Source organism: Thalassospira lucentensis, from assembly GCF_011806425.1.
Taxonomy (GTDB): Bacteria; Pseudomonadota; Alphaproteobacteria; order Rhodospirillales; family Thalassospiraceae; genus Thalassospira; species Thalassospira lucentensis_B.
Genome location: NZ_JAATOV010000007.1, coordinates 160370 through 184291 on the forward strand (window position 1 = coordinate 160370; position 23922 = coordinate 184291).

Annotated in this window: 22 protein-coding genes; 13 read left to right on the forward strand and 9 right to left on the reverse strand. The window is 53.6% G+C overall.

The genetic code is table 11. The annotated features are described in order from the left end of the window. Positions 1–13 precede the first annotated feature (13 nt). From HCZ99_RS18840 to HCZ99_RS18850, 3 genes are all read right to left on the reverse strand, one after another. Entirely contained in the window at positions 14–259 is a 246-nt protein-coding gene (locus HCZ99_RS18840) for a DUF2312 domain-containing protein (RefSeq protein WP_167448567.1), read from the reverse strand. 102 nt (positions 260–361) lie between these two features. Further along, entirely contained in the window at positions 362–1525 is a 1164-nt protein-coding gene (locus tag HCZ99_RS18845) for a carboxylate-amine ligase (protein ID WP_439654663.1), read from the reverse strand. Between the two features lie 7 nt (positions 1526–1532). Further along, positions 1533–2333, reverse strand: coding sequence for an N-formylglutamate amidohydrolase (locus HCZ99_RS18850; RefSeq protein WP_167448569.1), 801 nt, complete (start codon positions 2331–2333; stop codon positions 1533–1535). 297 nt (positions 2334–2630) lie between these two features. Here HCZ99_RS18850 and HCZ99_RS18855 point away from each other — a divergent pair, with 297 nt between their 5' ends. Together HCZ99_RS18855 and HCZ99_RS18860 are read left to right on the forward strand one after the other, a co-directional pair. Next, positions 2631–3380 (forward strand): FadR/GntR family transcriptional regulator, encoded by a 750-nt coding sequence (locus HCZ99_RS18855; RefSeq protein ID WP_167448570.1) that lies wholly within the window; start codon positions 2631–2633, stop codon positions 3378–3380. A gap of 59 nt (positions 3381–3439) precedes the next feature. Further along, complete coding sequence (locus HCZ99_RS18860) at positions 3440–4702, forward strand: glycerate kinase type-2 family protein (protein WP_167448571.1); 1263 nt, start codon at positions 3440–3442, stop codon at positions 4700–4702. Between the two features lie 35 nt (positions 4703–4737). Here the strand turns inward: HCZ99_RS18860 and otnI are convergent, their stop codons facing one another. Together otnI and HCZ99_RS18870 are read right to left on the reverse strand one after the other, a co-directional pair. Next, positions 4738–5538: a 2-oxo-tetronate isomerase gene (otnI, locus tag HCZ99_RS18865; protein ID WP_167448572.1), complete on the reverse strand. Its 801-nt coding sequence runs from the start codon at positions 5536–5538 to the stop codon at positions 4738–4740. 79 nt (positions 5539–5617) lie between these two features. After that, complete coding sequence (locus HCZ99_RS18870; RefSeq protein ID WP_167448573.1) at positions 5618–6916, reverse strand: NAD(P)/FAD-dependent oxidoreductase; 1299 nt, start codon at positions 6914–6916, stop codon at positions 5618–5620. A gap of 173 nt (positions 6917–7089) precedes the next feature. Here HCZ99_RS18870 and HCZ99_RS18875 point away from each other — a divergent pair, with 173 nt between their 5' ends. From HCZ99_RS18875 to hemN, 3 genes are all read left to right on the forward strand, one after another. Then, a complete protein-coding gene (locus HCZ99_RS18875) occupies positions 7090–7518 on the forward strand; it encodes an HIT domain-containing protein (RefSeq protein WP_167448574.1) in 429 nt (142 codons plus the stop codon). Positions 7519–7580: 62 nt separating this feature from the next. Further along, the gene (locus HCZ99_RS18880) at positions 7581–7940 is read left to right on the forward strand and encodes a DUF3088 domain-containing protein (RefSeq protein ID WP_175581579.1); all 360 of its coding nucleotides are present in this window, start codon (positions 7581–7583) and stop codon (positions 7938–7940) included. A gap of 70 nt (positions 7941–8010) precedes the next feature. Continuing rightward, on the forward strand, positions 8011–9366 hold the full coding sequence (gene hemN, locus HCZ99_RS18885) for an oxygen-independent coproporphyrinogen III oxidase (protein WP_167448575.1): 1356 nt from the start codon (positions 8011–8013) through the stop codon (positions 9364–9366). 70 nt (positions 9367–9436) lie between these two features. Here hemN and HCZ99_RS18890 read toward each other — a convergent pair whose 3' ends face one another. Then, complete coding sequence (locus HCZ99_RS18890) at positions 9437–10366, reverse strand: EamA family transporter (RefSeq protein WP_167448576.1); 930 nt, start codon at positions 10364–10366, stop codon at positions 9437–9439. 265 nt (positions 10367–10631) lie between these two features. Between HCZ99_RS18890 and HCZ99_RS18895 the strand changes: the two genes are divergently transcribed. After that, positions 10632–11558, forward strand: a complete 927-nt coding sequence (locus HCZ99_RS18895; RefSeq protein WP_167448577.1) for a LysR family transcriptional regulator — start codon at positions 10632–10634, stop codon at positions 11556–11558. 22 nt (positions 11559–11580) lie between these two features. Here the strand turns inward: HCZ99_RS18895 and HCZ99_RS18900 are convergent, their stop codons facing one another. Further along, the gene (locus HCZ99_RS18900; protein ID WP_167448578.1) at positions 11581–12576 is read right to left on the reverse strand and encodes a mitochondrial fission ELM1 family protein; all 996 of its coding nucleotides are present in this window, start codon (positions 12574–12576) and stop codon (positions 11581–11583) included. Positions 12577–12817: 241 nt separating this feature from the next. Between HCZ99_RS18900 and HCZ99_RS18905 the strand changes: the two genes are divergently transcribed. The 7 genes from HCZ99_RS18905 (at position 12818) to HCZ99_RS18935 (ending at position 21999) form a co-directional block, all read left to right on the forward strand. Continuing rightward, on the forward strand, positions 12818–14863 hold the full coding sequence (locus HCZ99_RS18905) for a sensor histidine kinase (RefSeq protein WP_167448579.1): 2046 nt from the start codon (positions 12818–12820) through the stop codon (positions 14861–14863). 60 nt (positions 14864–14923) lie between these two features. Next, the gene (locus HCZ99_RS18910) at positions 14924–16300 is read left to right on the forward strand and encodes a sigma-54-dependent transcriptional regulator (RefSeq protein WP_167448580.1); all 1377 of its coding nucleotides are present in this window, start codon (positions 14924–14926) and stop codon (positions 16298–16300) included. A 430-nt stretch (positions 16301–16730) separates the two neighbouring features. Continuing rightward, positions 16731–17723, forward strand: a complete 993-nt coding sequence (locus HCZ99_RS18915; protein ID WP_167448581.1) for a TRAP transporter substrate-binding protein — start codon at positions 16731–16733, stop codon at positions 17721–17723. A gap of 41 nt (positions 17724–17764) precedes the next feature. Then, entirely contained in the window at positions 17765–18331 is a 567-nt protein-coding gene (locus HCZ99_RS18920) for a TRAP transporter small permease (protein WP_167448582.1), read from the forward strand. A 21-nt stretch (positions 18332–18352) separates the two neighbouring features. Next, a complete protein-coding gene (locus HCZ99_RS18925; protein WP_167448583.1) occupies positions 18353–19762 on the forward strand; it encodes a TRAP transporter large permease in 1410 nt (469 codons plus the stop codon). A gap of 421 nt (positions 19763–20183) precedes the next feature. Continuing rightward, the gene (locus HCZ99_RS18930) at positions 20184–21449 is read left to right on the forward strand and encodes a multidrug effflux MFS transporter (RefSeq protein WP_167448584.1); all 1266 of its coding nucleotides are present in this window, start codon (positions 20184–20186) and stop codon (positions 21447–21449) included. A gap of 40 nt (positions 21450–21489) precedes the next feature. Beyond that, positions 21490–21999 (forward strand): DinB family protein, encoded by a 510-nt coding sequence (locus HCZ99_RS18935; protein ID WP_167448585.1) that lies wholly within the window; start codon positions 21490–21492, stop codon positions 21997–21999. Positions 22000–22050: 51 nt separating this feature from the next. On the opposite strand, the gene HCZ99_RS18940 is transcribed toward HCZ99_RS18935, so the two are convergent. Together HCZ99_RS18940 and HCZ99_RS18945 are read right to left on the reverse strand one after the other, a co-directional pair. Then, the gene (locus tag HCZ99_RS18940; protein ID WP_167448586.1) at positions 22051–22836 is read right to left on the reverse strand and encodes an enoyl-CoA hydratase/isomerase family protein; all 786 of its coding nucleotides are present in this window, start codon (positions 22834–22836) and stop codon (positions 22051–22053) included. Between the two features lie 116 nt (positions 22837–22952). Next, on the reverse strand, positions 22953–23687 hold the full coding sequence (locus HCZ99_RS18945; RefSeq protein WP_167448587.1) for a YoaK family protein: 735 nt from the start codon (positions 23685–23687) through the stop codon (positions 22953–22955). Positions 23688–23922: the final 235 nt, after the last annotated feature.

Sequence of the window (23922 nt, forward strand, 5' to 3'; positions counted from 1 at the left end):
CCGTTTTATCTGCTTAGCTCATCCCAAGGGCGCGTTTATAGACTTCAAGAATTTCTTCCTGTTCGCTGCGCTCGTGGTCTTCCATTTTGCGCAGGCGGATGATCTGGCGCAGGATTTTCACGTCATAGCCAAGGGCTTTGGCTTCGCCGTAAACTTCTTTGATGTCGGCCATCAAGTTGGTCTTTTCTTCTTCAAGACGCTCAATACGCTCGACATAACTCGCAAGCTGATCGGCTGCGATACCACCGACTTCGGTCATTTAATTCTTCTCCGATGATGGGCTGCACAGCGGATACCCGGTGCGCGGAAACTTTTAATGCGGCGCGACGATACTCAATGCACTGCCTGCTGACAAGGGGCGTTACACGACCGATTGTGATCCCGGTACGGTCTGCGCAATCAAGTGATCCGCCACCCCCAAAAGCGCATCGCGCGGGGATGCCCCTTTTTCCACGGCATCATCATACACTTCGCGCTGCTGACGCGCGCTGGTGCCGCGGCGTATGATTTCACGCGCATGTTCGATTTCGGCAACACAGCCGAAAAATTCCGCGTCGGGTCGGATCAATTCAATAATTTCTTCGACCAAATCACCGTATGGCACAATTTCAGCCCGGCCAAAATCAATCAACCCGGCCTGATCGCCCGGATCACTACCATATCGGCATGCCCGCCACCGGTTTTCACGCACCAGCATATGGGCATAAATCCGCCACCGCTGATTATTACGCCGCAACCGATATAACATCCGAAGCAAACAGCGCGTGATTGATGCGACGCACACCGCATCTTCCAGATCGGTACAGACATCGGCAATCCGCATTTCAAGGGTCGGCCACCGGTCTGAGGGGCGCATATCCCACCAAAGCTTGGTGCCATCTTCAATCACGCCGGCCTGAACCAGCATATCCACATGACGACGATATTCTGCCCACGATCCAAATACTTCAGGCAATCCGGTCCGAGGCAGATTATCAAACACCGACAAGCGAAACGTTTGAAGTCCGGTATCGCGGCCCCGCCAAAATGGCGAGCTGGTGGTAAGTGCCAAAAGATGCGGTAGAAAATAACTGGCCTGTGCCATCAATTCGATCCGAAGGTCATCATCTTCGATCCCGACATGGACATGCATGCCGCAAATCAACAAGCGATCTACCACGGTGCGAAGATCGCGTGCGATGGTACTGTATCGTTCACCTTCGGTATGTTTTTGGCTATCCCATTGCGCAAATGGATGGGTCGATGCCGCCAGCAACGCCATATCGTATTTGCTAGCAATCTCGGCAAGGGTTGACCGCATATGGGTCAGTTGATCACGGGCTTCCCCGGCACTGGTACAAACCTTGGTGCCGGTTTCGACCTGACAGCGCATAAACTCGCTCGACACCTGATCGCCCAGCTTGGCTTTGGCGTCTTTTAAAAAATCTGCTGGTGGATCAGTCGCAAGATCGCGGGTTTCGCGATCGACAAGCCAGAATTCTTCTTCTATGCCAATGGAAAATCCCGGTTCTTGCGCCTGAAACACCGTCAAATCAGTCTCTCCTGATCTTATAAAGGTCCGGATCGGCAAGAATGTCGGCAAACGCATCGCCGAGGATCTTTGCCCATTTTTCGCATCCTTCATCAGTATCAATCAGATCCTGACGAATTTCAATCGACACACAGGGCAGCCCGCCGGCTTCTCCGTGATGGTCGATGGTGTAATCAGCCATTTGCTGCCCGGAATAAGGTTCATTATCCCCAATTGTCAGATCAGGGTTCTGTTCACGCAACTTTTCCAGAAGCGGACCGGGAATACGACCATCCTGATCCCAAAGAATGCCAATTTCCCAAGGGCGTTCAAATCCTTGAAACACCGGGGTAAAGCTGTGAATTGCGATCAACGCCGGCACAATTTTATGGGCATGGAAATTGGCAATGCGTTCTTCAATCGCCCAGTGATAAGGCAAGAAAATCTCGCGAATGCGCGACATGCGTTCTGTTGGGGTGACGTTTTTGTTGCCGGGAACCACCGTCTGATCGGCGATTTCGGGCATGCCGGTCGGGTCCCAAAGCTGACGATTACAATCAATCACCAAACGCGAATAGCCGCCCAAAACTGCGGGGCAATCAAACCGGTCGACGAGAATTTCGGTCACTTTGCGCGCCCCGATGTCCCAGCCAATGTGGCGTTTGCGTTCTTCTTCTGGCAGGCCAAGTGTGCCAAGGCTTTGTGGAATCTGGCGCGATGCATGGTCGCAGACAAAAAGCGAATGTCCCTTGCCATTATCGTTTAAAACCTCAAACGGGGCTGGATCATCTTTGCCCAGAAGGGTTCCTGCAGTGTGACGCACGCTTAAGTCTCCTGAAAATCAGTGGTCGCGGGACAAATCAAACAACCTAGCACACGTGCATCCCATGTCACGGTGCGCGCTGTTTGAACCGTCCGTTTTGAACTACCCTTTTATGCCGTTTCAAACTAGTTCGCACAAGGTCAACAAGCGACGCGATCCAACCTTAAGAACATGCCGTTGCGTGATCGTGCTTTGCGTCCGCCCCAAACATCCCCTAAACTGGTATGACCATTCAAAAGACACGCAAAGAATCCGTGACAGAATTGGCGGATCAATCGCGATTGGAGAAGACCCAACATGCCGTCTGCCAAAAAGACCCCGGCCCCGGACGATCAAGAAACCAAACGTCCCAAACGGATTGCCGATCAGGTCGCAGACCAGATACTTGAAAAAATCTCAGACGGTATTTTCCTGCCCGGTGATCGGCTTCCGGGTGAACGCCAATTGGCCGAAACCATGGAAGTCAGCCGCGTTTCGGTCCGTGCCGCCTTACAAAAGCTGAAAACACGCGGTTATCTGCGCGCGGTTCAAGGCGGCGGCACTGAAATCTTGTCGTCCACCGGGATCGACATGGATACCGCCATGACTGATCTTGTCCGCGATTCCATCAGCAACCTGCGTGACCTTCAGGAAATCCGCTGTACGCTTGAAACATGGGCGGCGCGACGTGCCGCCACCAATGCCAGCGACGAAGACATCAAATTATTGCGTCTGGCCTATCGTCAGGCCCATGACCCACGCCGCGCCGAAAAATACCGCGCAGATGATGACCATCGCCTGCATATGATGATCGGGCGCGCCACCGGATCGATCATTTACTATCACGTGATGAAAATGCTTCATGACGTCTTGCAGGCGGCCCTGATGGAAATCCGGTTTAATAATATGTCCGGGCCAAATTTTGATCGCATGGTACAAGAACACCATCACGCCATCATCGAAGCCATCGCCGTACGCGATCCCGATGCGGCGGAAAAGGCCATGTCCAACCATCTGCAAGCCGTACTTGATTTCTTTAAAAGCGCATCGGACAAACAAGCTACCTAAAGACAAAGACCGCAAAAAAAACGCGGCCATGAAAACCATTCCATTCAGGGGACCCAAACATGACAACCGCACGCGAGAAACTTTTGGCTTTGATGGATGCGGCTCTAACGGCTGCTGATCCCGGTGTTCAAATCCCATTGAACCTGCCGACAAAGCCAAAAGGCAAAACCATCGTCATTGGCGCTGGCAAAGCATCGGCCAACATGGCGCGTGCCTTTGAAAAGGCATGGGATGGTCCGCTTGAAGGATTGGTTGTCACCCGCTATGGCCATGCAGTCGCGTGCGATAAAATCGAAATTGTCGAGGCATCTCATCCTGTCCCGGATGCAGCCGGGCAAAAGGCTGCCGAACGCATTCTTGAAATCGTTCAATCGGCGGGCCCGGATGATTTGGTGGTCTGCATGATTTCCGGTGGTGGTTCGGCATTGCTTGCCCTGCCCGGTCCGGGCTTAACGCTTGAGGATAAACAAGCCATCAGCAAGGCGCTTTTGCGCAGTGGTGCGACCATTTCAGAAATGAATTGCGTGCGCAAACATCTGTCGGCGATTAAAGGCGGCAGACTGGCGAAGGCATCCGCACCTGCGCGCATGGTGACCTATCTTGTGTCGGACGTCCCGGGCGATGATCCAGCCATCATTGCATCGGGCCCCACCGTTGCCGACCCGACAACGGGCAAGGATGCGCTTGATCTTTTGCGCCATTACCAAATCGATATTCCAAATGCCGCCAAAGAACTTCTGTCTGACAGCAGCCAAGAAACCGTTAAACCCGGCGATGATTGCTTTGACGGACATGAAACCGTGATGCTGGCCCGCCCACAAGACAGCCTTGAAGCGGCCGCCAAGGTTGCCCGCGACCTTGGCCTGACCCCGGTCATTTTGGGCGATGCCATCGAAGGCGAAGCACGCGAAATCGCCATTATGCATGCCGGGATCGCCCATCAAGTGGCCAATCACGGCCAACCGGCGACAAAGCCATGTGTGTTGCTATCAGGTGGGGAAACAACGGTCACTGTGCGCGGCGAAGGTGGGCGTGGCGGCCGTAACAGCGAATTCCTGCTATCCCTGCTTGTTCAGTTGCGCGATCAATCAGGCTTTAGCGCCCTTGCCATTGATACCGATGGCATCGACGGCAGCGAAGACAATGCGGGCGCAATCATTGACGCGACAAGCTGGCAAAAGGCCAAAGACGCCGGAATTGATCTTCGGGAATATCTTGCCAATAACGATGCCTATAGCGCCTTTGCCAAGATCGACGACCTGCTGATGACCGGTCCGACCCTAACCAACGTCAATGATTTCCGCGCTATTCTAATCGAATAGGCGACGCGACGTGTGGGCTTAAGTCTGAAGTACGATTAATCTGCGGCTTCCCCTGGTTTTGGCATCCAGGGGCGCAGCCAGCCAAGGCCGTCTTCAGTCCGCCCATGCGGTTTGTATTCGCAACCAATCCACCCGTCATAGCCGATACGATCAAGCAGATATAACAAGAACGGATAGTTTAGCTCCCCACTATCGGGTTCATGGCGTCCCGGTGCGCCTGCAACCTGCACATGTCGGGTAATGTCAAAATGCTGATCAAGGCGCGCGGCAATGTTTCCGCCCACGATTTGTGCGTGATAAATATCAAACTGCAACCCCAAACGCGGATGGTTCATTTGCTCTAGGATCACCGCCGCTTGCTCCACGGAGTTAAGCAAATATCCCGGCATCTCATTCGGATTAATCGGCTCGATCAGAATATCAACACCCGCTTGATCAGCAAGGTCGGCAGCATAAAGCAGATTGTCGCAATAAAGCCGGGCCAGTTCCCCGGCATTTTCATCCTTGCCCATCACACCGGCCATGCAATGGAGCATTTTGCAATCAGTGGCGGCTGCATAATCAAGCGCCTTAACCACGGAATCACGAAATTCCTCTTCGCGTCCGGGACGGCAGGCAAGCCCACGGTCGCCCGCTTCCCAATTCCCGGCAGGCAGATTGAACAAAACCTGCTCCAGCCCGTTATCCGCCAAAAGCGATTTGACCGTCGTCATCGGCAAATCATAGGCGCCGATATATTCCACCCCGGCAAATCCGGCCGCCGCCGCCGCCTCAAAGCGTTTTTCAAACGGAAGATCCGCGAACAAGAAAGACAGGTTGGCAGCAAAACGGGGCATAGGGCACCTTTGGGATAAGCAGATTGCATAAGCGAAACAGTCCAGCCATGGTTTCCCATCGCCGGGGCAAGGTCAATCATCAATGATCTGACTGGGGCGAAACACCGTCTGATGGACGGTGCGAAGCAGCACTTTCCTCTTCGCCGGTAATCAAACGCGCCCCCTTTTTACGAAACAGATAACTCCAGACCCATTGCACCATCACAAGGGCCGGCGCACGAAGGCCGATCAGGAAGTAAATATGGGCAAGCCCCCAGAACCACCACGCCAGCCATCCTTTAAGCTTAAAGCCATTAATATCGATTACCGCACGGTGGCGGCCAATCGTCGCCAGGTTTCCGGCATGGCTATATTCAAAGTCGCCGGTTTCGCGTCCTTCTTTATGATCGATAATCCGGCCCGCAACATATTTACCCTGCTGCTTGGCCGCCGGCGCAATGCCCGGCACCGTCATGCCATCACGCCACGGAACATGGGCGGCATCCCCAATCACAAACACATTGTCATGATCAGGCAGCGAAAGATCACCACTGACCATAATCCGCCCGCCTTTATCGGCGGGCTTTTCTGTCCAGTCCTTAAGGTTCGGGACTGTAACACCCGCCCCCCAAATCACATTGGCGGTCGGGATAAAGTCATCGCCGATTTGAACACCCTGCTCGGTAATATCCGACACAGCTTCACCAAGGCGGACCTCAACCCCCAAATATTCAAGCGATTTACGGGTATAGTCTGACAGGCTTTCGGGAAACGCACCCAGCAATCGGTCGCCGCCTTCGGCAAGAATAATGCGGGCATCGCGCGGATCAATGCGTCGGAAATCATCCGAAAGCGCCTTTTTGGACAATTCGGCAATCGCACCGGCCATCTCGACACCGGTTGGCCCACCGCCGACCACAACGAAATTCAACAAGCGACGTTTTTGTTCTTCGTCTTCGCTGTTTTCCGCCCGTTCAAACGCCAGAAGAAGGCTTTTGCGAATGTCGGTGGCCTCGGTAATGTTTTTCAGGCCCGGCGCAACGTCGGCCCAGCCATCATTGCCGAAATACGATGTCACCGCCCCGGTGGCTAACACCAGATAGTCGTAATCAAGGTCCCGTTCACCCGATAGGATCCGCTGATTGGCCAAATCAAGCCCGGTGACCTCACCCATAAAGACGTACACATTTTGATGTCGGCTAAAAATACTACGAATGGGCCAGGCGATTTCTGCTGGCGAAAGATCAGCTGTCGCGACTTGGTACAATAACGGCTGAAACAGATGGTGATTGTGTTTGTCGATCAACACGACATCCACATCTTTGCCCGCCAATTTCTTGGCCGTGCTCATCCCGCCAAACCCGGCACCAACAATCACGACGCGCTTTCGATCCGACATCGTCCGGTTTCCCTTTCCTGACCAAGTCCTGAAACTCTAACCAATTGGAACTAGGCAGAAACCTTTGAAAACGCAACCAACCGACTGTGACCAACACCACAAGGAACCCAAGACAACAGATCGCGTTCACGCTATAAAAGCGTTCGTTTTGCCCCAAAGATTAAGGTCCCCCCATGAGCAACACATTCTCCCTTCATCCTCAGCTTGCGGCTGACACCACATTGGTCACCGACGGGCCTTTGTCACATGTTTTGTTGATGAATGATGCGCGTTATCCATGGCTCATTCTTGTTCCTAAACGTCCTGATCTTGTTAATTTTGATGATCTCAGCGCCGACGACCGCAAAACGCTTGGCGATGAAACCGCGACGGTTTCTGCCGTGCTTAAACGCCGGTTTGATACACAGAAAACCAACGTCGCGATGCTGGGCAACATGGTTCCGCAGCTCCATTGCCATGTGGTTGCACGCTTTACCGACGATCCGGCATGGCCCGGTCCGATCTGGGGCGTTGGCGAAGCGCAGCCCTATGACGAAGAAACCGGCCGCGATCGTCTTGCCACCTTGCGCGCTGATTTGATTTCCGCATTTAAGCATCTTTGATACGGCTGGGCGTTATCGATCACGGATTGCGATAACGCCCCCACATAAAAAAGGCGCCAGCCATGCCCATTATCGACCGCGACACGATCTTTTTGCTAAAACCGGACTTCGAAGATCCGGCATGGCCAGAACAGCGTTTCTATTGCTGGCATTGCGTGCTGATTGACGGGGTACTAGCATCCTTTCCAAATCTACAAGGCTCTCTTGCAGTACGTCACATTGCCTGGTCAAAGCCGCGTACAGAAATTGTTGATCTTCTGGGCGCGGATCATCAATCGCTTCCGGTGATGATCTTAAATTCCGCTGAGATATCCTCATCTCTTCAAACCAATACGGCCAATGGATATACGTTCATTGATGACAAAGACGCGATTTTACAGGCCCTAAGCGAACGGCATGGTTTCCCTGTTCCGCATCCTTGACGCACATCAAGGCGCGCTAAATTGGAATAATGCAAAAGACGGACAGAACACACCAATCGGGATGTCCGTCATGCAGCTTGCTCTTTACGAAAAATACGACCTACGCCTGCCGCGCTACACCAGCTATCCAACGGCACCGCATTTCCATGACGGCATCGATGGTCAGGTCTTTGCAAGCTGGCTTGGCGATCTGGATCCCGACCAACCTTTGTCGCTGTATCTGCATGTCCCCTATTGCGAGGAAATGTGCTGGTTCTGCGGCTGCAACACCAAAATCACCAAGCATTACAAACCGGTTGGCACCTATGTCGCCGCCCTTTTGGCGGAACTTGACAGCACGCTTAGCAAACTAAGCCCGGGCCAACGGTTTAGCGTATCGCATATTCATTTTGGCGGCGGCAGCCCAACCATCCTGCGCGCCGATGATCTGCGCGCCATCATGGCCAAAATCCGCGATAAGGTCGACATCCTGCCCGACGCGGAAATCGCCATTGAAATGGACCCGCGCACCGCCAGCAATGATTTGATGGATGCCATGGTTGAATGCGGTTTTAACCGCGCCAGTATCGGCATTCAGGACTTCAATATCGACGTGCAAAAGGCCGTCAACCGCGTTCAAAGCTTTGATCTGGTGCGCGATGTGATTGCCGGACTGCGCCATCGTGGCATTCGCGGCATCAATGTTGATCTGATGTATGGCCTGCCCAATCAGACGGTCAAATCAATCCGTGAAACCGTCGATCAAACCGTGGAATTATGCCCGGATCGTTTGTCGGTCTTTGGCTATGCCCATGTGCCATGGATGAAAAAGCACCAAAACCTGATCCCGACCGAAACCCTGCCCGATACGCAGGAACGCTGGGCACAGTACGAAGAAATCCAAAATCGGTTGGCTTATCATGACTATGTCGCCATCGGTCTGGACCATTTCGCCCATCCAGCCGACCCGATGGCGCGGGCCCTTTTGGACGGTGCCCTGCATCGTAATTTCCAAGGTTACACCACCGACCGGGCCGAAGCATTAATCGGGTTTGGACCATCTGCCATTTCATCCCTGCCACAGGGCTATGCGCAGAACGATCCTGCACTGGCGCGTTGGCAGCGCGCGGTTGAGGACGGCAAATGTGCGATTGAAAAAGGCATTGCTGTTTCCAACGAAGACCGCCTGCGCCGGGACATCATTAACGAACTGATGTGTAACCTGTCCGTCGATGTCGCTGAAATCTGTGCCGAACACGGCACATCGGCTGATCGCTTCATCCCGGAACTTGATCGTATCAAGGCCATGACCGCGGATGATATTGTCAAAGTTAACGGCACACACATTGAACTGACCGAAACCGGACGTCCGTTGGTCCGTGCGGTTTGTGCGGCCTTTGACACATACCTTAATCACGCGCATGGCCGTCACTCACAAGCGGTCTAAGCGTTCGCACTTCCGTCATAGAAAAAGGGGCCATTTGGCCCCTTTTTATTTTTAGCCTGTCGCTCACGGATTAGGCCGATTTGCGCAAGCTCAGGATCACAATCCCGCTGATCACGACAAGGCCGCCCGCCATCTGGACCGGGCTGATCATTTGCCCCAACACCACCCAGGCAAACAGCAATGTGACAATCGGCTCCACATTCATCACCGACGCATTGCGCGCCATATTCAAACGTGGCACCGATATAAACAGAACCGAAAACGCTGCCCCGTATAACACCACCAACGCGCCAAGCCCGGTCCACCCCGCCGCAGTGCTTGGCAACGCCATGCCACCGGGCACAAGTTTGGCAAATCCGGCAATGATCATGCAGCCAAACACGACCACCATCGAAAACATGCTGCGCACCGCCCCCGGCAGTGCCGACAATTTATAATCGGTGATCCAAAGCGCCGCGGAAAACGACGTCGCAGCACCAAGGGCAAAGCCAATCCCCTGCCACCAATTCCCACCCAAATCACCATCCATCGCCAAAACCGCGGGTACATCAAGTGCCAACACAAGCCCCGACAAAATAAACAGCATCAATGCCGCCGCCTTTAAGGTCGGACGCGCCCCACCCAAACCCCACGTCAGCAACGCCAAAATGATCGGAAAACTGTTGGCGGTCAAAAGGGCCAGCGCAACCGGAATGCGGGCCACCGCCGAATAAAGGCACAGACTTTGGATCGTAATCAAAAGCCCCAATAACACTTGCCATTTGCCCGACCCTGCTGGCAATCGGATCGTCCGTCCTTGCCACAACACAATCGCAATCAGGATCAAAAGCGCCACGCCGGACCGACACAGGATCGCCAACAGCAATCCGGTCCCGTTTTCAAACGCAAGCCTAGCCGCTACGTGATTGCCCGCAAATCCACAAGCCACCAAAACAAGGATCAAAATCGCCAATTGGCGCGGAAAATGGGTGGGATGAGAAGCAGCAACATGTGTCGACATAAATATCTTAAACCCAATTGAATGATTGAAATGCCAGAAGACGCAGAAAACAACGTAAAAACAATCGATTAATTAAATTCACTACCCTGCCTGCAACCCTTACCCCAACGGGACAGTAGTCTGAGGTCAACCGCCCCTAGCCGTGCCGGTATCAGGGTAACTCTGTGTAAGTGCAGGGCCGCCGACTATGCCCACAGAACCCTTGCGTGATAATCCAGATTGCGCGACAAATGCTTTTGAATTCAATTCAAAGATAGAGGGTCAGTTGGATAATCGCGCAGGGGAAATGGATGTCTTCATCCGGGTGGCAGAACTTAAAAGCTTCTCCGAAGCAGGCCGTAAATTGCATCTGTCGCCATCGGCTGTCAGCAAACTTGTACCCCGCATCGAAGACCGCCTGTCTACCCGCCTGATCGTGCGGTCCACGCGGGGCTTGCAGCTCACCCCAGAGGGCGAAATTTACTTGGCGCGTGCGCGTCGGGTATTAGATGAAATTGATGATGCCGAACGCACCGTTGCCAGTGGCGGCAAAGTGGTGCCACGCGGTCGCTTGCGGGTGAATGCGCCAATTGCCTTTGGGATTAAATATGTTCAGCCGCTTATTCCGGCCTTTTTGGAACGCTTTCCCGAAGTCGAACTGGATTTCTCCCTGACCGATGGGATCATTGATCTCCTCGAAGAACGGGCGGATATTGCGATCCGGTCTGGTCCACTGCCCGACTCATCGCTTAAGGCCCGCAAATTGATCGAAAGTCACCGCATCTTGGTGGCATCGCCCGATTATGTTGCAAAACATGGGCAGCCCGCCCACCCTGATGATCTGGCAAATCATAATTGCCTGCGGTTTAACTTTCCCCTGCCGTTAAACGAATGGGCGTTTCGCACACCCGGCGCACAAGACCGATTAACCCGGACCGTGTCGGGCAATTTCATGTGCGACAATGGTCCATCCATGCGGCGTATGTGCCTTTTGGGCATGGGCATTGCCCGGCTTGGCCATTTTCACATTCAGGACGATATCGCTGCCGGGCATCTGGTGGAAATCTTGCCCGACTGGGCGCCAAAGGATGAACAGCTTATTCATGCGATATTCGCTGGACACGAACATCTTGCCACCCGCATTCGGGCCTTTATCGATTTTCTAACCGATCACATCGATCCGATGGGAAACGGGGTCCGCATCCCCGCCTAAAACTTACAGCCAAAACGAATTCTTACGAAACCGGGGCGTTCAGCAATTCCATACACCGCGCGGCGACCATGCGTGCCGGGTGCAAGGACGGATGTTCAAACGGCACAAGCTCCGTCGTATCAAGCAACGGCTTGGCATAGTGCCCATCATAAAGTGCTTGATGCAAACGACGATGGCGGGTGGATGCCAATCCTTCGGGGGCGTAAATATAAACCCCACCCGGTGCAGCGGCGGCCTCGCAGCACATCGAGACGGAATCGCCGGTCACGATCAAAACATCTGCCAACGCCAAATAGCCAAAATACGGATTTTCCGCATCCGACATCCAATCATGCAGGTGATATGACACCCCGGCATCCGCCAAACGTTTGGCTATTAATTCTTCGTTTTCACGCCCGGTTCGGCGGCTTGTTGTCACCAACAAACTGCCATCCACCGCACGGGCCGCATCAATCGCGCGTGTGATCAAACTATCGGCCATGGTGGCGGTAAAAGTCGTTTTTTTCGAACTACCACCGATGATCAGGGCAAATTTCGGCCCAGGCAAACCTTTGAAATGGGCACGCCAATTATCCGCTTCGATCAAAAGACGGGTTTCTGTAACCCGGTGCGGGGCGCCGGGGATTTGCAAAACATTGTCGCGTGCGGGCATCTGATCGTGGGCGGGCACCGCAATCAGGTCAAAGTCACTTTCACCGCTATCGGGGCGCATGATCTGACAAATGCAGGTGTGTCCGCGGCTTTGCTTTTTGATCCAGCGCGCAATTGGTGCGGTTCGCCGCCCGGCTGCAATCACAAGATCCGGCCACGGCGCAATCAGGCGCGATCGCGACGCGTCATCAACCCCGATCAAACTTGCCCCACGAATAAGGTTGGGAAGCCGCGCCAGCTTGGTATAGCCGATATCAACCCGCTTGAATGGCTTACCTAGCGCCTCGGCAACGCCGATGGCCTGATTGATGTTTCCGGCCCGATCATCGGCCAAAACCCAAATCAGGTGTGTGTCTTGTTCGCTCATTCAAGGGGAACTTTCTTGATACGATATTGGCGTTATGACAGTGGCGCTTGCCACGTTCTGCCGTCAAACCCTGCTGCAACGCAGGACCGTGTCCGTGATTGGTACAATCTGATCCATCGATTATCAAGCATCTGACGACAGTTGTGATATTTCGTGTGTGAATTAAACTTAAATTGTACTTTAATCTGCGAAACCACCTATCTCTAGGTAGTGGAAAGCGAAACGTCCTGAATGGGTGGATATGCTTAGAACATCCGTCTCGGCAAAGCGCACATCGCGTGCTGTCGTTTGCATCTTGTTGCTGCTGCTGCCGGTGACGGTTTGGACCGTGACCGAGTTCTGGCGCGACACCCGTTTGGTCGACATCGCCCAAGACGGGCGCAACAAGCTTGAACTGTATCGTTCCAACCTTCAAGGCGCGCTTAAAGAACACGAATACCTGCCGATCACGCTGGCGTCCGACAAACGCATTCTCGATCTTGCTACGGTTGACGATCCGGTCAATGCCGCGCAGGTCAATCTGTATCTTGAAAAACTCGCTGCCGATAGTGGCGCCTCAGACATCTATTTCATGAACCGCAATGGTACAACGGTTGCGGCAAGTAACTGGAACAGCGACGCGTCCTTTATCGGGCGGAATTTTTCCTTCCGCCCCTATTTCCAACAGGCCCGCCGGGGTGAAACCGGCCATTACTTTGCCTTTGGCATCACATCGAACGTACCGGGCTATTATATATCGCACCCTGTCCGACCAGACGGCGCCACCTTTGACGGGGCGATGGTTGTTAAAACCCATCTGGACCGACTGCTTGAACGCTGGACCAAGGGCGGCGAAAGTGTGCTGGTGACCGACGAAAACGGCGTCGTCATCATTTCATCGCGTCCGGAATGGCGATTCCACACGATTACCGATTTACCCGCCCGTGAACGCCCACAAATCATCGCATCGCGCAAATACGGGGATTCCCCGCTTGATATGATGCCCGTCACCGACGGCGAATGGCCAACCAGCGATGCTGCCGATAACGGTGATGACAGCGATGACTTGGGTGTTCTGACCTTATCGGACATTGCCGATGAAAATAGCGATAGCATCCCAACAGAAAACGCCGATAACGACACGTCATCAACCGATCCCAGCAATAGCAAACTTGGTAAGACAACCTATCTCGCCACCAGCAGCACATTGCCCCAACAAGGCTGGCGGATGTTTCTGCTGACAGACAAGGCCATACTTGATCAGTCCGTCATCAGTGCCGGTGTTATGGCGGGGGCGGCGCATATCATCCTGACCGGATTGGTTTTCATCATCTTGCAGCGTCGCCGTACGATGCTGGAACAACTTGAAATCCGCGATTGGTCGCAACGCGAACTCGAACGCCAAGTTCGGCTGCGCACCACCGACCTCATGAGCACCAATTTACGCCTTGCCCAGGAAATCAAAGAACGCGCACGCACCGAAGATGCCCTGCGTTCGGCGCAAACCGAATTGGTGCAAACCAGTAAACTTGCGGCTCTTGGTCAAATGTCGGCGGGCATCGCGCATGAAATCAATCAACCACTGACCGCCATTCGAAGCTACGCGGAAAACGCGCTTAAATTTATCGAACGCGGCAACGAAGACACCGCCAACCGGAACCTGCGCCGCATTTCCGAACTGACCGACCGCATGGGCCGCATTACCGGCAACCTTAAAACCTTTGCCCGGCGCCCAGAACAGGAAAACCAACGGGTTGATGTCGCCGAACAAATGCAAAAGGCCATCGACCTGATGCTTGAAACCGGGCGTTCGGATGTCGCCAACATCGTGGTCCACCATACCGCCGACTTAAAACCCGTCATTGCAGAACCAAATCAGCTTATTCAGGTTTTCATCAACATCCTTGGCAATGCCGCCGATGCCTGTGCAGGCAAAGATGACCCGAAAATTGATGTTAATATCGCCCAAGGCGATGATCGTCTGCTGGTCACGATCAAGGATAATGGGCACGGAATTTTGCCCGATAACCTGCCCAAATTGTTTGATCCGTTCTTCACCACCAAGCCGTTTGGCGATGGGTTGGGACTGGGTTTGTCAATTTGCTATGGCATCATACGAAGCTTTGGCGGTACAATCCGTGCGAAAAACCGCCCAAATGGCGGTGCGGCCTTTACCATCGAACTGCGCTATCATCCGGGGTCCGACCCCGGCAATAAGGACGGCGACGGACATGGTAATAACCACGCGACACACAATCGGGCACCTGATACGCAAATCGACAGCCCGCCGATATCGCAGGAAACATAACGGATCACGCGCCGGATAAATCTGTCCCCGTGGTTCCCATTCGGATCAAAGGGAAAGCCCGTGCAAACCACTGCCCATTGCGTTCTTTTTGTTGATGATGATCCCGATGTGCGAGAAGCCGCACAGCAGACCCTTGAACTGGCGGACATCCGGGTAGAAGTATTTGAAGACGCGCTTTCTGCCCTGGATCGCCTGCGCAAAGGCTGGTCGGGCGTTGTCGTATCTGACATCCGCATGCCCAAAATCGACGGTCTGGCGTTTCTAAGCGAGGCGCGCAAAATTGATGCGGAAATGCCCGTCATCCTGATTACCGGCCATGGCGACATCGCAACCGCTGTGCGGGCCATGCGCGACGGGGCGTTTGATTTTATCGAAAAACCGTTTGATCCCGATCTTTTTGTCGACATTACCAAACGCGCCATCAGTCACCGGCAACTGGTTCTTGAAAACAGAATGCTAAAGGTCGAATTGGCCCGACACAGCAAAAACGGATCGGGCTTTATCGGCCAAAACCCGGCGATGGAAAAGCTGCGCACCCTGATTGGCAACGTCGCACCGACCAACGCCCATGTGTTGATCAATGGCGAAACCGGGTCTGGCAAGGAAGTCATTGCGCGCAACCTGCATGAAATGTCGGGGCGCACCGGACCATTTGTTGCCGTCAATTGCGGCGCCATGCCCGAACAATTGATTGAATCGGAATTGTTTGGCCACGAAGCCGGTGCATTTACCGGGGCGGACAACAAACGCATTGGCAAATTCGAATTCGCCGACAAGGGCACGATGTTTCTTGATGAAATCGAAAGCATGCCGCTGTCGCTTCAGATCAAGTTGCTGCGCGTATTACAAGAACGCGCCCTTGAACGCCTTGGGTCAAACCGTATCCAACCAATTGATTTGCGGGTGGTTGCCGCGACCAAAGTCGATTTGCGCGACGCCGCATCCCGCGGGGAATTTCGCGAAGATTTATATTACCGGCTGAACGTCGTGCAACTGCATATCCCACCTCTTCGTGACCGCAAGGACGACATCCCGCTTTTGTTTGAACATTTCACCCGCGATGCCGCCACCCGGTTTGACCGCCCAACAAAACCAATCACCCCGACAGAGCAAGCAACGTTCAACGCCTATGACTGGCCGGGCAACGTGCGTGAACTGCGCAACGCCGCCGAACGCCGCGTGCTGGGCCTTGATCCGCTTGCAACCGGCAAAGACGACAATGCGTTAGAAGTTGTTTCCCTGCCCCAACAAGTCGAAGCCTTTGAAAAAAGCGTGATCTGCGATGCACTGCGTGAACATGCAGGCAATGTCACGGCAACGGTCGCAAGCCTCGGCCTGCCGCGCAAAACCTTCTATGACAAGCTGACCAAATACGCCATTGCCCCTGCGGATTTCAGAAAACCGCGCAGTGCTCTTGATGCAAAACCCGCCCAGTAAGGCGGGTTTTTCTTTGCCGCTGGCGTCCAAATCTGCTGACGCGATGGCCTACTGACCTCGCCCTGCTTTCAGCCATCTATCTTGGATGCCCACGACACCGGCCTCGGTGAACGCTGCCGAAAAGCGACAAACCCCGTTGTTTTCTCGTCGAATCACAATCTAACGCGGCATCCTCCACAACATGTGCGGATTAACACACACACCCCAGGATTGATGTGCGAATTCCCTAACAAAATCAGCAACTTATGCTGCATCGCACACAACCCAAATTGCATATAACTGTTTGTTTTTATGCATTTTTTAGAACATTGCCAAAACTGGCCCACGCCTTGCTGATAAGGACACTAGCGCCGCACGGCGTTTCAAAACGACGCCACCAAAAGGCGCGCTACCGGGAAAACGCAACAAATCGTCAAAGGGAGAAATTTTGATGCGTCCTATCACGAAGAAAATCCTCGCGGCCAGTGTCGCAACCGCTGCCATCCTTGGCATGAACGGCATGGCATCCGCACAAGAAATCATCAAATTCGCACACGTGGTCGCCCCGAACACCCCAAAGGGTCAGGGTGCTGAATTCTTCAAAAAACGTGCCGAAGAAATCCTTGGCGACAAGGTCAAAATCGAAATCTATCCGAACTCCCAGCTGTTTGATGACAGCAAGGTTCTGGCCGCCATCCTGCGCGGCGACGTTCAGTTTGGCGCACCTTCATTGGCCAAATTCGGCAAATGGACCAAAAAGCTGCAGGTCTATGACCTTCCGTTCCTGTTCAAAGACATGGACGCGGTTTCGTGCTTCCAGAACGGTGAAAAAGGTCAGGAGCTTCTCGGTTCCATGTCCGACAAGGGTTTGACCGGTGTTGGCTATTGGCACAATGGCCTCAAACAGCTTTCGGCCAACAAACCGCTGAACAAACCAGAAGATGCTGCTGGCCTGAAATTCCGTATTCAGTCCTCTGACGTGATCGCCGCCCAGTTCGAAGCTGTCGACGCGGTTCCGCAGAAAATGGCGTTTTCTGAAACCTATTCCGCCCTTCAAACCGGCGTTGTAGATGGTCAGGAAAACACCTGGTCAAACATCTATTCGAAGAAATTCTTCGAAGTTCAGGATTACATCACCGAATCAAACCACGGCCTGCTTGATTACATGGTCGTGACCTCCACCAAATGGTGGGAAGGTCTGGATCCGGAAATCCGCGAAGGTCTTGCTCAGGCGATGAAAGAAGCCTCTGATCATGCCAATGGCCTGTCGGCGGATCTGACCGCACAGCAGCGCCAGGAAGTCATTGATTCGGGCGAAACCAAAGTTGTGCCGTTCACGGCCGAAGATTTCGCCGCATGGCAGTCCGCTGTCAAACCAGTGTGGTCGGAATTCTCGGACGAAATTGGTCAGGACATCATCGACGCAGCTGCGGCGTGTAACTGATCCGTTCTTTTTTCCCCAATTTTGGAAAAGGGCCGTTTACGATGATCTCAACGGTCGTTAACCGGCTGGAGGAGGGCTTTATTGCCCTCCTACTCGCCGCGATGACGTCACTGACCTTCGTCAATGTCGTCATGCGTTATGCGTTTAATTCCGGCCTGACGTGGGCCTTGGAAATCACTGAATTCCTGTTTGCTTGGCTGATCCTGTTTGGCATGTCTTATGGCGTCAAAGTTGGATCGCATATTGGTGTGGACGCGCTTGTGCGCATTTTCCCCCGCCCGCTTCAGCGTATTATTGGCTTGGTGGTGGTCGCCGCCGGCCTTCTTTATGCAAGCTTCCTGATTATTGGCGGATGGGAACTTGTCAGCTTCAACCACATGCTTGAAATGGAAGCCGAAGACAGCCCGGTCATGCTGTGGTTTGTCTATTTGATCATGCCTGTCGGTGCCGCCCTTTTGGCATTCCGTCTGGCACAGGTCGGCTGGCGGATTATCACCGGTCAGCAAGACGGCTTTAATCTGGCGGACGAAGCCCGCGAAGCAATTGATCAGATCGCCCCAGGCGGCAACGAAGATGATCAAAATGCTTCTGCCAAGCCCCATTCATAAGTCAGGCAGGGACATAAAATCATGACAATTGCATTCCTGTTTATCTTGCTGTTTGGCTTGATGGCTTTGGGCGCACCGATTGCCATTTCACTTGGCGTATCCTCGCTTGCGACCATTATGCTGTTTGGCGATGACAGTCTTGCCACACTGGCCGAAAAGCTGTTTGGCGGGATGGAACATTACACCCTTCTGGCCATCCCCTACTTCATTTTGGCATCAACCTTTCTATCGACCGGTGGCGTTGCCCGCCGTTTGATCCGCTTTGCGATTAACACCGTCGGCTGGTTCCCCGGTGGGTTGGCCATGGCATCGGTTTTGGCGTGTATGCTGTTTGCCGCTGTATCCGGGTCAAGCCCGGCCACCGTTGTTGCCATCGGCTCCATCGTGATTGCCGGCATGGTCCGCGCGGGCTATCCGCAAAGCTTTGCCGCGGGTGTGATTTGTAATGCTGGGACACTTGGCATTTTGATCCCGCCGTCGATCGTGATGGTGGTCTATGCCGCCGCAACCGAGGTTTCGGTTGGTCGCATGTTCCTTGCTGGGGTTATCCCCGGGATCATGGTTGGTCTGATGCTGATGATTGCGATCTATATCGTCGCCAAGATCAAAAAATTGCCCAGCCAACCCCGCCCGACCTTTGGCGAATGGGGTGGCGCATTTATCTCGGCATCTGGCGGGCTTTTGCTGGTTCTGCTGATCATGGGCGGTATTTACGGTGGTGTCTTCACCCCGACCGAGGCCGCAGCCGTTGCTGCGTTCTATGCCATGATTGTTGCGGTGCTGTTTTACCGTGACATGGGCCCGATCAAGGAACAGTCATGGATTCCGGAAAACGGCAATAAAAGCATCGGCAGCCTGGTGGCCCATAACGTGCCGAAAATGGGCAAGGCATTGGTTCTTTTGCCGTTCGATCAGGACATCCGCAAAGTCCTGCTGGATGCAGGCAAAGTCACGATCATGCTGATGTTCATCATCGCAAATGCGATGTTGTTTGCCCATGTTCTGACCTCGGAACGCATTCCTCATACCATTGCTGAAACCATTATTGGTTGGGGACTTCCGGCGTGGGGCTTCCTGATTGTTGTTAATATCGTGCTGCTGATTGCTGGTAACTTTATGGAACCCTCGGCGATCCTTCTGATCATGGCGCCGATCCTGTTCCCGATTGCCATGCAGCTTGGTATTGATCCGATCCATCTGGGCATCATCATGGTGGTCAATATGGAAATCGGCATGATTACCCCGCCTGTCGGATTGAACTTGTTTGTGACATCCGGGATTACGGGCATGCCATTGCTTAAGGTGGTTAAGGCCGCCTTCCCATGGCTTATGATCTTGCTCGCCTTCCTGATCTTGATCACTTACATTCCGGAAATCTCAACATGGTTGCCAAACAGTTTGATGGGGCCAGAACGGATCATGCCCCGTTAATCGGATCGATTGATCACACTTTTTAAGTGTTCTGGCAAAGTGGCCTACACACTTAAATGCACCTAAAACAAAAGGGCGGTATTCGTTGGAATGCCGCCCTTTTTGCTGTCTGGCCCCAGTCAAAAACGGTCTAACCACATGGCAGCCATACCTTTGTTGAAAAATACCATGGCTGGAAAGAACCGAAATTTTGTGGATAATAGAATTCTTGAATCGTTTCAGGTTGCTGTGATCCGACCAATCTTTCCAAGACCTTATCGCAGCCACGCGCCCGCTTTCGACACCACCTGTCGCTGCCATACACCACCAAACGCCCAAAGTTGCATGCCCCGCAAAGTGCAACGCATCTTCCCGTATAGTCCCGTGTATGGGCGTCGCACCTGCCTTCTATCGCAATGAAACAGAACGGAACAATATGGCCATGAATGCGCCAAGTACCGATTTAAACCCCAAACGTCTGGCCTTGTTGCTTGCAGCTTTGATTGCAACGGCCCCGTTTGCCATCGATACCTACCTGCCAGCCATTCCGGCCATGGCAGCGGATTTTGGCGCGAGCACCCACGCGGTTGAGGTTTCGATCAGTACCTTTTTGATCGGTTTTGCGTTGGGCCAATTGGTGGGGGGCCCAATTTCGGACCGGATCGGGCGTCGCCCCATCGCGCTGACCGGGCTTGTAATTTATGTCATAACCAGTGCAATCATCACCGGGGTCGAAAGTTCATTCTCGCTCAATATCATGCGGTTTCTTCAGGCCATCGGCGGCGGCTTTGCCTTGGTGGTGGTTGGCGCATCGGTGCGTGATCTTTATGACGGTAAAGAAGCCGCGCGCATGTTTGCCCTCATTGCGGTGATCATGTTGATTGCCCCGTTGGTTGCCCCCACGGTCGGATCGGCCCTTTTGGTCTGGTTTAACTGGCAGGCGATTTTTATCCTGTTGGTCGTCTATGGCAGTGCGATGCTGCTGCTGGTCTGGTTTAAGATGCCCGAAACCACCAAATACCGCCCCCGCTACGCTGGCCCTGCCCGGCGTATCTGGTGGACGTATTTGGGCGTGCTGCGTACGCGTAAGGCGGTCGGCTTTATGTTGACCCATACCGGTGCAAGTGCGGTGATGTTTAGCTTCCTGACCGACAGCCCATTTATGTATATCGACTTTTTCGGCGTATCCCCGGCGGTCTTCCCGTACCTGTTTGGCTGCAATGTTATCGTCATTGTCATTTGTAACCGGCTGAACAATCCGCTTTTGCGTCGGCTTGAATGTCATCAAATCCTGATCATTGCGGCTGGCATTCAGCTTGCCGCCGTCATTTGCCTGTTTTTGGCGATCAATGTGTTTGAACCGACCCTGTATACGGTCGTGCCGTTTGTAATGGTGGCCGTTGGCATGATCGGATTAACCGCGCCGAATGCCACCGCATCGTTCATGCAATATTTCCCGCATATCGGCGGCACGGCAACGGCACTGATGGGAAGCATACAATTTGCCACTGGTGCGTTTGCCGGTATGCTGATTGGGCATTTCCACGATGGTACGTTATTACCGGTGACGATTTCGATGTTGGGCTTTGCGATTTTTGCCAATCTGATGGTCAATTTCGTCGCCGAACCCAAACAGCCCGAAGCCACCTATGACTTTAACGCACCAACCCCTTCCGATACGGGCGCAAAACCGGTATCTGCTGAATAAACCACGTAAAATATATACGACGCCCACAGGAGCCCCCGAAATGCCCCGCATGACTTTTGATGATTATGGCCGCGTTATGGCCCGCTATAACAGCTGGCAGAATGATGCGCTTTATACACTGTGTTCTGAAATCGGTGACGAAGAACGCCGTCGTGATCGTGGGATGTTTTTTGGCTCCATCCACGCGACGCTGAACCATCTGGTGCATATCGACATGCGGATATTGGACATCATGCGCACCGGCGAGGCCCCGGAATATGATGCGCACACAACCGTTGCCGATGATTTCGTCACCCTTCGCAACGTCAGACGCGATTTAGATGCCGAAATCGAAGAATTCGCCAATTCAGACGATCATGACTGGCAGGACGGATACCGCGAATTTACTGGTGTGGATGGCGTTACCCGCAAATTGCCCCGTCCGCTGTTTTTGATCCAGTTCTTCAACCATCAAACCCATCACAGATCGCAAATCACCAGCGAACTGCACAAAATGGGCATCGATTACGGCATCACCGACGTGCCGCTGATGCCTGATGTACCGCTTTAATGATCGCGGATCGTGCTGTGACCGTACTTGGTCGCGCCAGAAAACGGGTCTTTATTTCCCGCTAAAGACCGCTTTGCGTTTTTCAAGGAACGCGGTGTAGCCTTCCTTGAAATCCGCACTGTCAAACGCCCGGTATCCTTCGTCAAATTCATGGGCATCAATCGCCCCGCCTTGGCGCAGTCGGTTGATCATTTTCTTATGCAGGCGTTGGGTAATCGGCGCGCCGCTGGCAATGCGCTGGGCTGTTTTGGTGATTTCACCCTCAAAGTCCCAAATCGGCACATAGCGGGCGATAAACCCGATTTCACGCGCACGGGCTGGGCCAAACACCTGCCCTTCAAGCAGGATTTCAAACAAGGCCGCCTCGCCCAAAAGATCCAGCATGATTTGCAGTTCCGGGTATCCCAACGTCGCGCCAAGCTTCATCGGTGGCACAGCGAATTTGGCATTATCCGCCGCAATACGCAGGTCACAGGCCGCCGCCAACACAAATGACGCCCCGATACATGGCCCATCAATTGCGGCAATCACCGGATGCGGACAGGCTTGCAACATCTGAAGCGCTTCGGCATGAAGCAACCCGTAATCACGGGCCTTATTAAACCCGTCGCGTTCGCGGACAAATTCATGGATATCCGCCCCGGCCCCAAACCCAGCCCCGTCACCACCGCGAATAACGACACAGCGCAGATCCAAATCATCGGACAATTCCTGTGCGATGTGCGCCAATGTGCCCCACATCGGTTTGGTCAGAGCATTTTTACGCTCTGGCTGGCAAATCGTGATGGTCGCAATGCCATCGGCAACAGTGACATTCAGTCCGGTTTGATCCGTCATGGTGTTTCCTTTGGGCGGGTCTTTTTACCAACTGCCTTAACGCAGCATTATTCGGTAGTCCTATACCGAATAAACCCAAACACCCGTTTTGCCAATAGGTTGTGGCTTTCAAGCCATCAGTATTTCAACGGCCGCTTCGCTGGTCGTTTTGAGGGTACGGGCTTGGATGTTACCAAAAACCGCGCTTGCAACCGTGTCGGAATGACCATGGCATAAAGGGCAACCAACAATGTAACGCCCGCGACCAGCCACAAGGCATCCTGTCCGATCCACAATTCAAGCAACCCGCCAATAATCGCCCCGGTGATCATGCCGAGCCACGGCACAATTTGGATCGCCCAATCCCCGCGCCGATCCCCGGTAATCCACCGGCCAATCCCGCGCCCAAACCGCGATAATGCGCCGGTGACATAGGTCAGGCCAATCGGCAATCCTTCGACGGTTTCAACAGTGGCGTTGATCATACCCATGGCCAGCACGACCGTATAAAACGCCGCCGATCCGGTCATTTGCATTGGCATCATCGCCGCAAGGCACATCAAAAACGCCACCATGATCAACAGTCCGGCCAAACGTTTTCGAATTTGGCTGGCAATCACCACCCCCGCCGCATTGCCGACAATGAAACAGCCAATCGCGCCCAACAAAACGCCGGCATGGCGCCAGTTACCATGCCCGATATCGATGGCCGCACGCGTCGTGTTGCCAGACATAAAGGATACAAAATCCCCCGCCATCAAAAGCCCGATGGCATCGGCCATCCCGGCGATCATGGACATCGCTAAGACAAGGACCAAACCCACCCCGGTACGACGGGCCTTAATCAGTCGACGGCGTCTTTGCAGGGTCATAAACGTGCTCCGGGGATGAATAAGATCGATATGCGCGAATGAGGCAGACCACCCGCATATAAGCCGTGCTGATTAAACAATATTTCCGCCCCCCAATGCCATAGCTGTTCACGAAATACCGCTATGCCAAAACAGGACAACGCCAAACCTTGCCAAAAACTGACCAAATGGTCAGCGGCTTTTCTTTGCGCTTTTTCGTCAAAAGCGCTAAGAGGTCGGCAAATCTTCGAGCCAA

What these genes read in the sequence shown, in the direction of transcription:
- HCZ99_RS18840 (WP_167448567.1), bottom strand. Translation starts at nt 259, where the DNA reads ATGACCGAAGTCGGTGGTATCGCAGCCGATCAGCTTGCGAGTTATGTC.
- HCZ99_RS18855 (WP_167448570.1), top strand. Translation starts at nt 2,631, where the DNA reads ATGCCGTCTGCCAAAAAGACCCCGGCCCCGGACGATCAAGAAACCAAA.
- HCZ99_RS18860 (WP_167448571.1), top strand. Translation starts at nt 3,440, where the DNA reads ATGACAACCGCACGCGAGAAACTTTTGGCTTTGATGGATGCGGCTCTA.
- otnI (WP_167448572.1), bottom strand. Translation starts at nt 5,538, where the DNA reads ATGCCCCGTTTTGCTGCCAACCTGTCTTTCTTGTTCGCGGATCTTCCG.
- HCZ99_RS18870 (WP_167448573.1), bottom strand. Translation starts at nt 6,916, where the DNA reads ATGTCGGATCGAAAGCGCGTCGTGATTGTTGGTGCCGGGTTTGGCGGG.
- HCZ99_RS18875 (WP_167448574.1), top strand. Translation starts at nt 7,090, where the DNA reads ATGAGCAACACATTCTCCCTTCATCCTCAGCTTGCGGCTGACACCACA.
- HCZ99_RS18880 (WP_175581579.1), top strand. Translation starts at nt 7,581, where the DNA reads ATGCCCATTATCGACCGCGACACGATCTTTTTGCTAAAACCGGACTTC.
- hemN (WP_167448575.1), top strand. Translation starts at nt 8,011, where the DNA reads ATGCAGCTTGCTCTTTACGAAAAATACGACCTACGCCTGCCGCGCTAC.
- HCZ99_RS18890 (WP_167448576.1), bottom strand. Translation starts at nt 10,366, where the DNA reads ATGTCGACACATGTTGCTGCTTCTCATCCCACCCATTTTCCGCGCCAA.
- HCZ99_RS18900 (WP_167448578.1), bottom strand. Translation starts at nt 12,576, where the DNA reads ATGAGCGAACAAGACACACACCTGATTTGGGTTTTGGCCGATGATCGG.
- HCZ99_RS18905 (WP_167448579.1), top strand. Translation starts at nt 12,818, where the DNA reads ATGCTTAGAACATCCGTCTCGGCAAAGCGCACATCGCGTGCTGTCGTT.
- HCZ99_RS18915 (WP_167448581.1), top strand. Translation starts at nt 16,731, where the DNA reads ATGCGTCCTATCACGAAGAAAATCCTCGCGGCCAGTGTCGCAACCGCT.
- HCZ99_RS18920 (WP_167448582.1), top strand. Translation starts at nt 17,765, where the DNA reads ATGATCTCAACGGTCGTTAACCGGCTGGAGGAGGGCTTTATTGCCCTC.
- HCZ99_RS18925 (WP_167448583.1), top strand. Translation starts at nt 18,353, where the DNA reads ATGACAATTGCATTCCTGTTTATCTTGCTGTTTGGCTTGATGGCTTTG.
- HCZ99_RS18930 (WP_167448584.1), top strand. Translation starts at nt 20,184, where the DNA reads ATGAATGCGCCAAGTACCGATTTAAACCCCAAACGTCTGGCCTTGTTG.
- HCZ99_RS18935 (WP_167448585.1), top strand. Translation starts at nt 21,490, where the DNA reads ATGCCCCGCATGACTTTTGATGATTATGGCCGCGTTATGGCCCGCTAT.
- HCZ99_RS18940 (WP_167448586.1), bottom strand. Translation starts at nt 22,836, where the DNA reads ATGACGGATCAAACCGGACTGAATGTCACTGTTGCCGATGGCATTGCG.
- HCZ99_RS18945 (WP_167448587.1), bottom strand. Translation starts at nt 23,687, where the DNA reads ATGACCCTGCAAAGACGCCGTCGACTGATTAAGGCCCGTCGTACCGGG.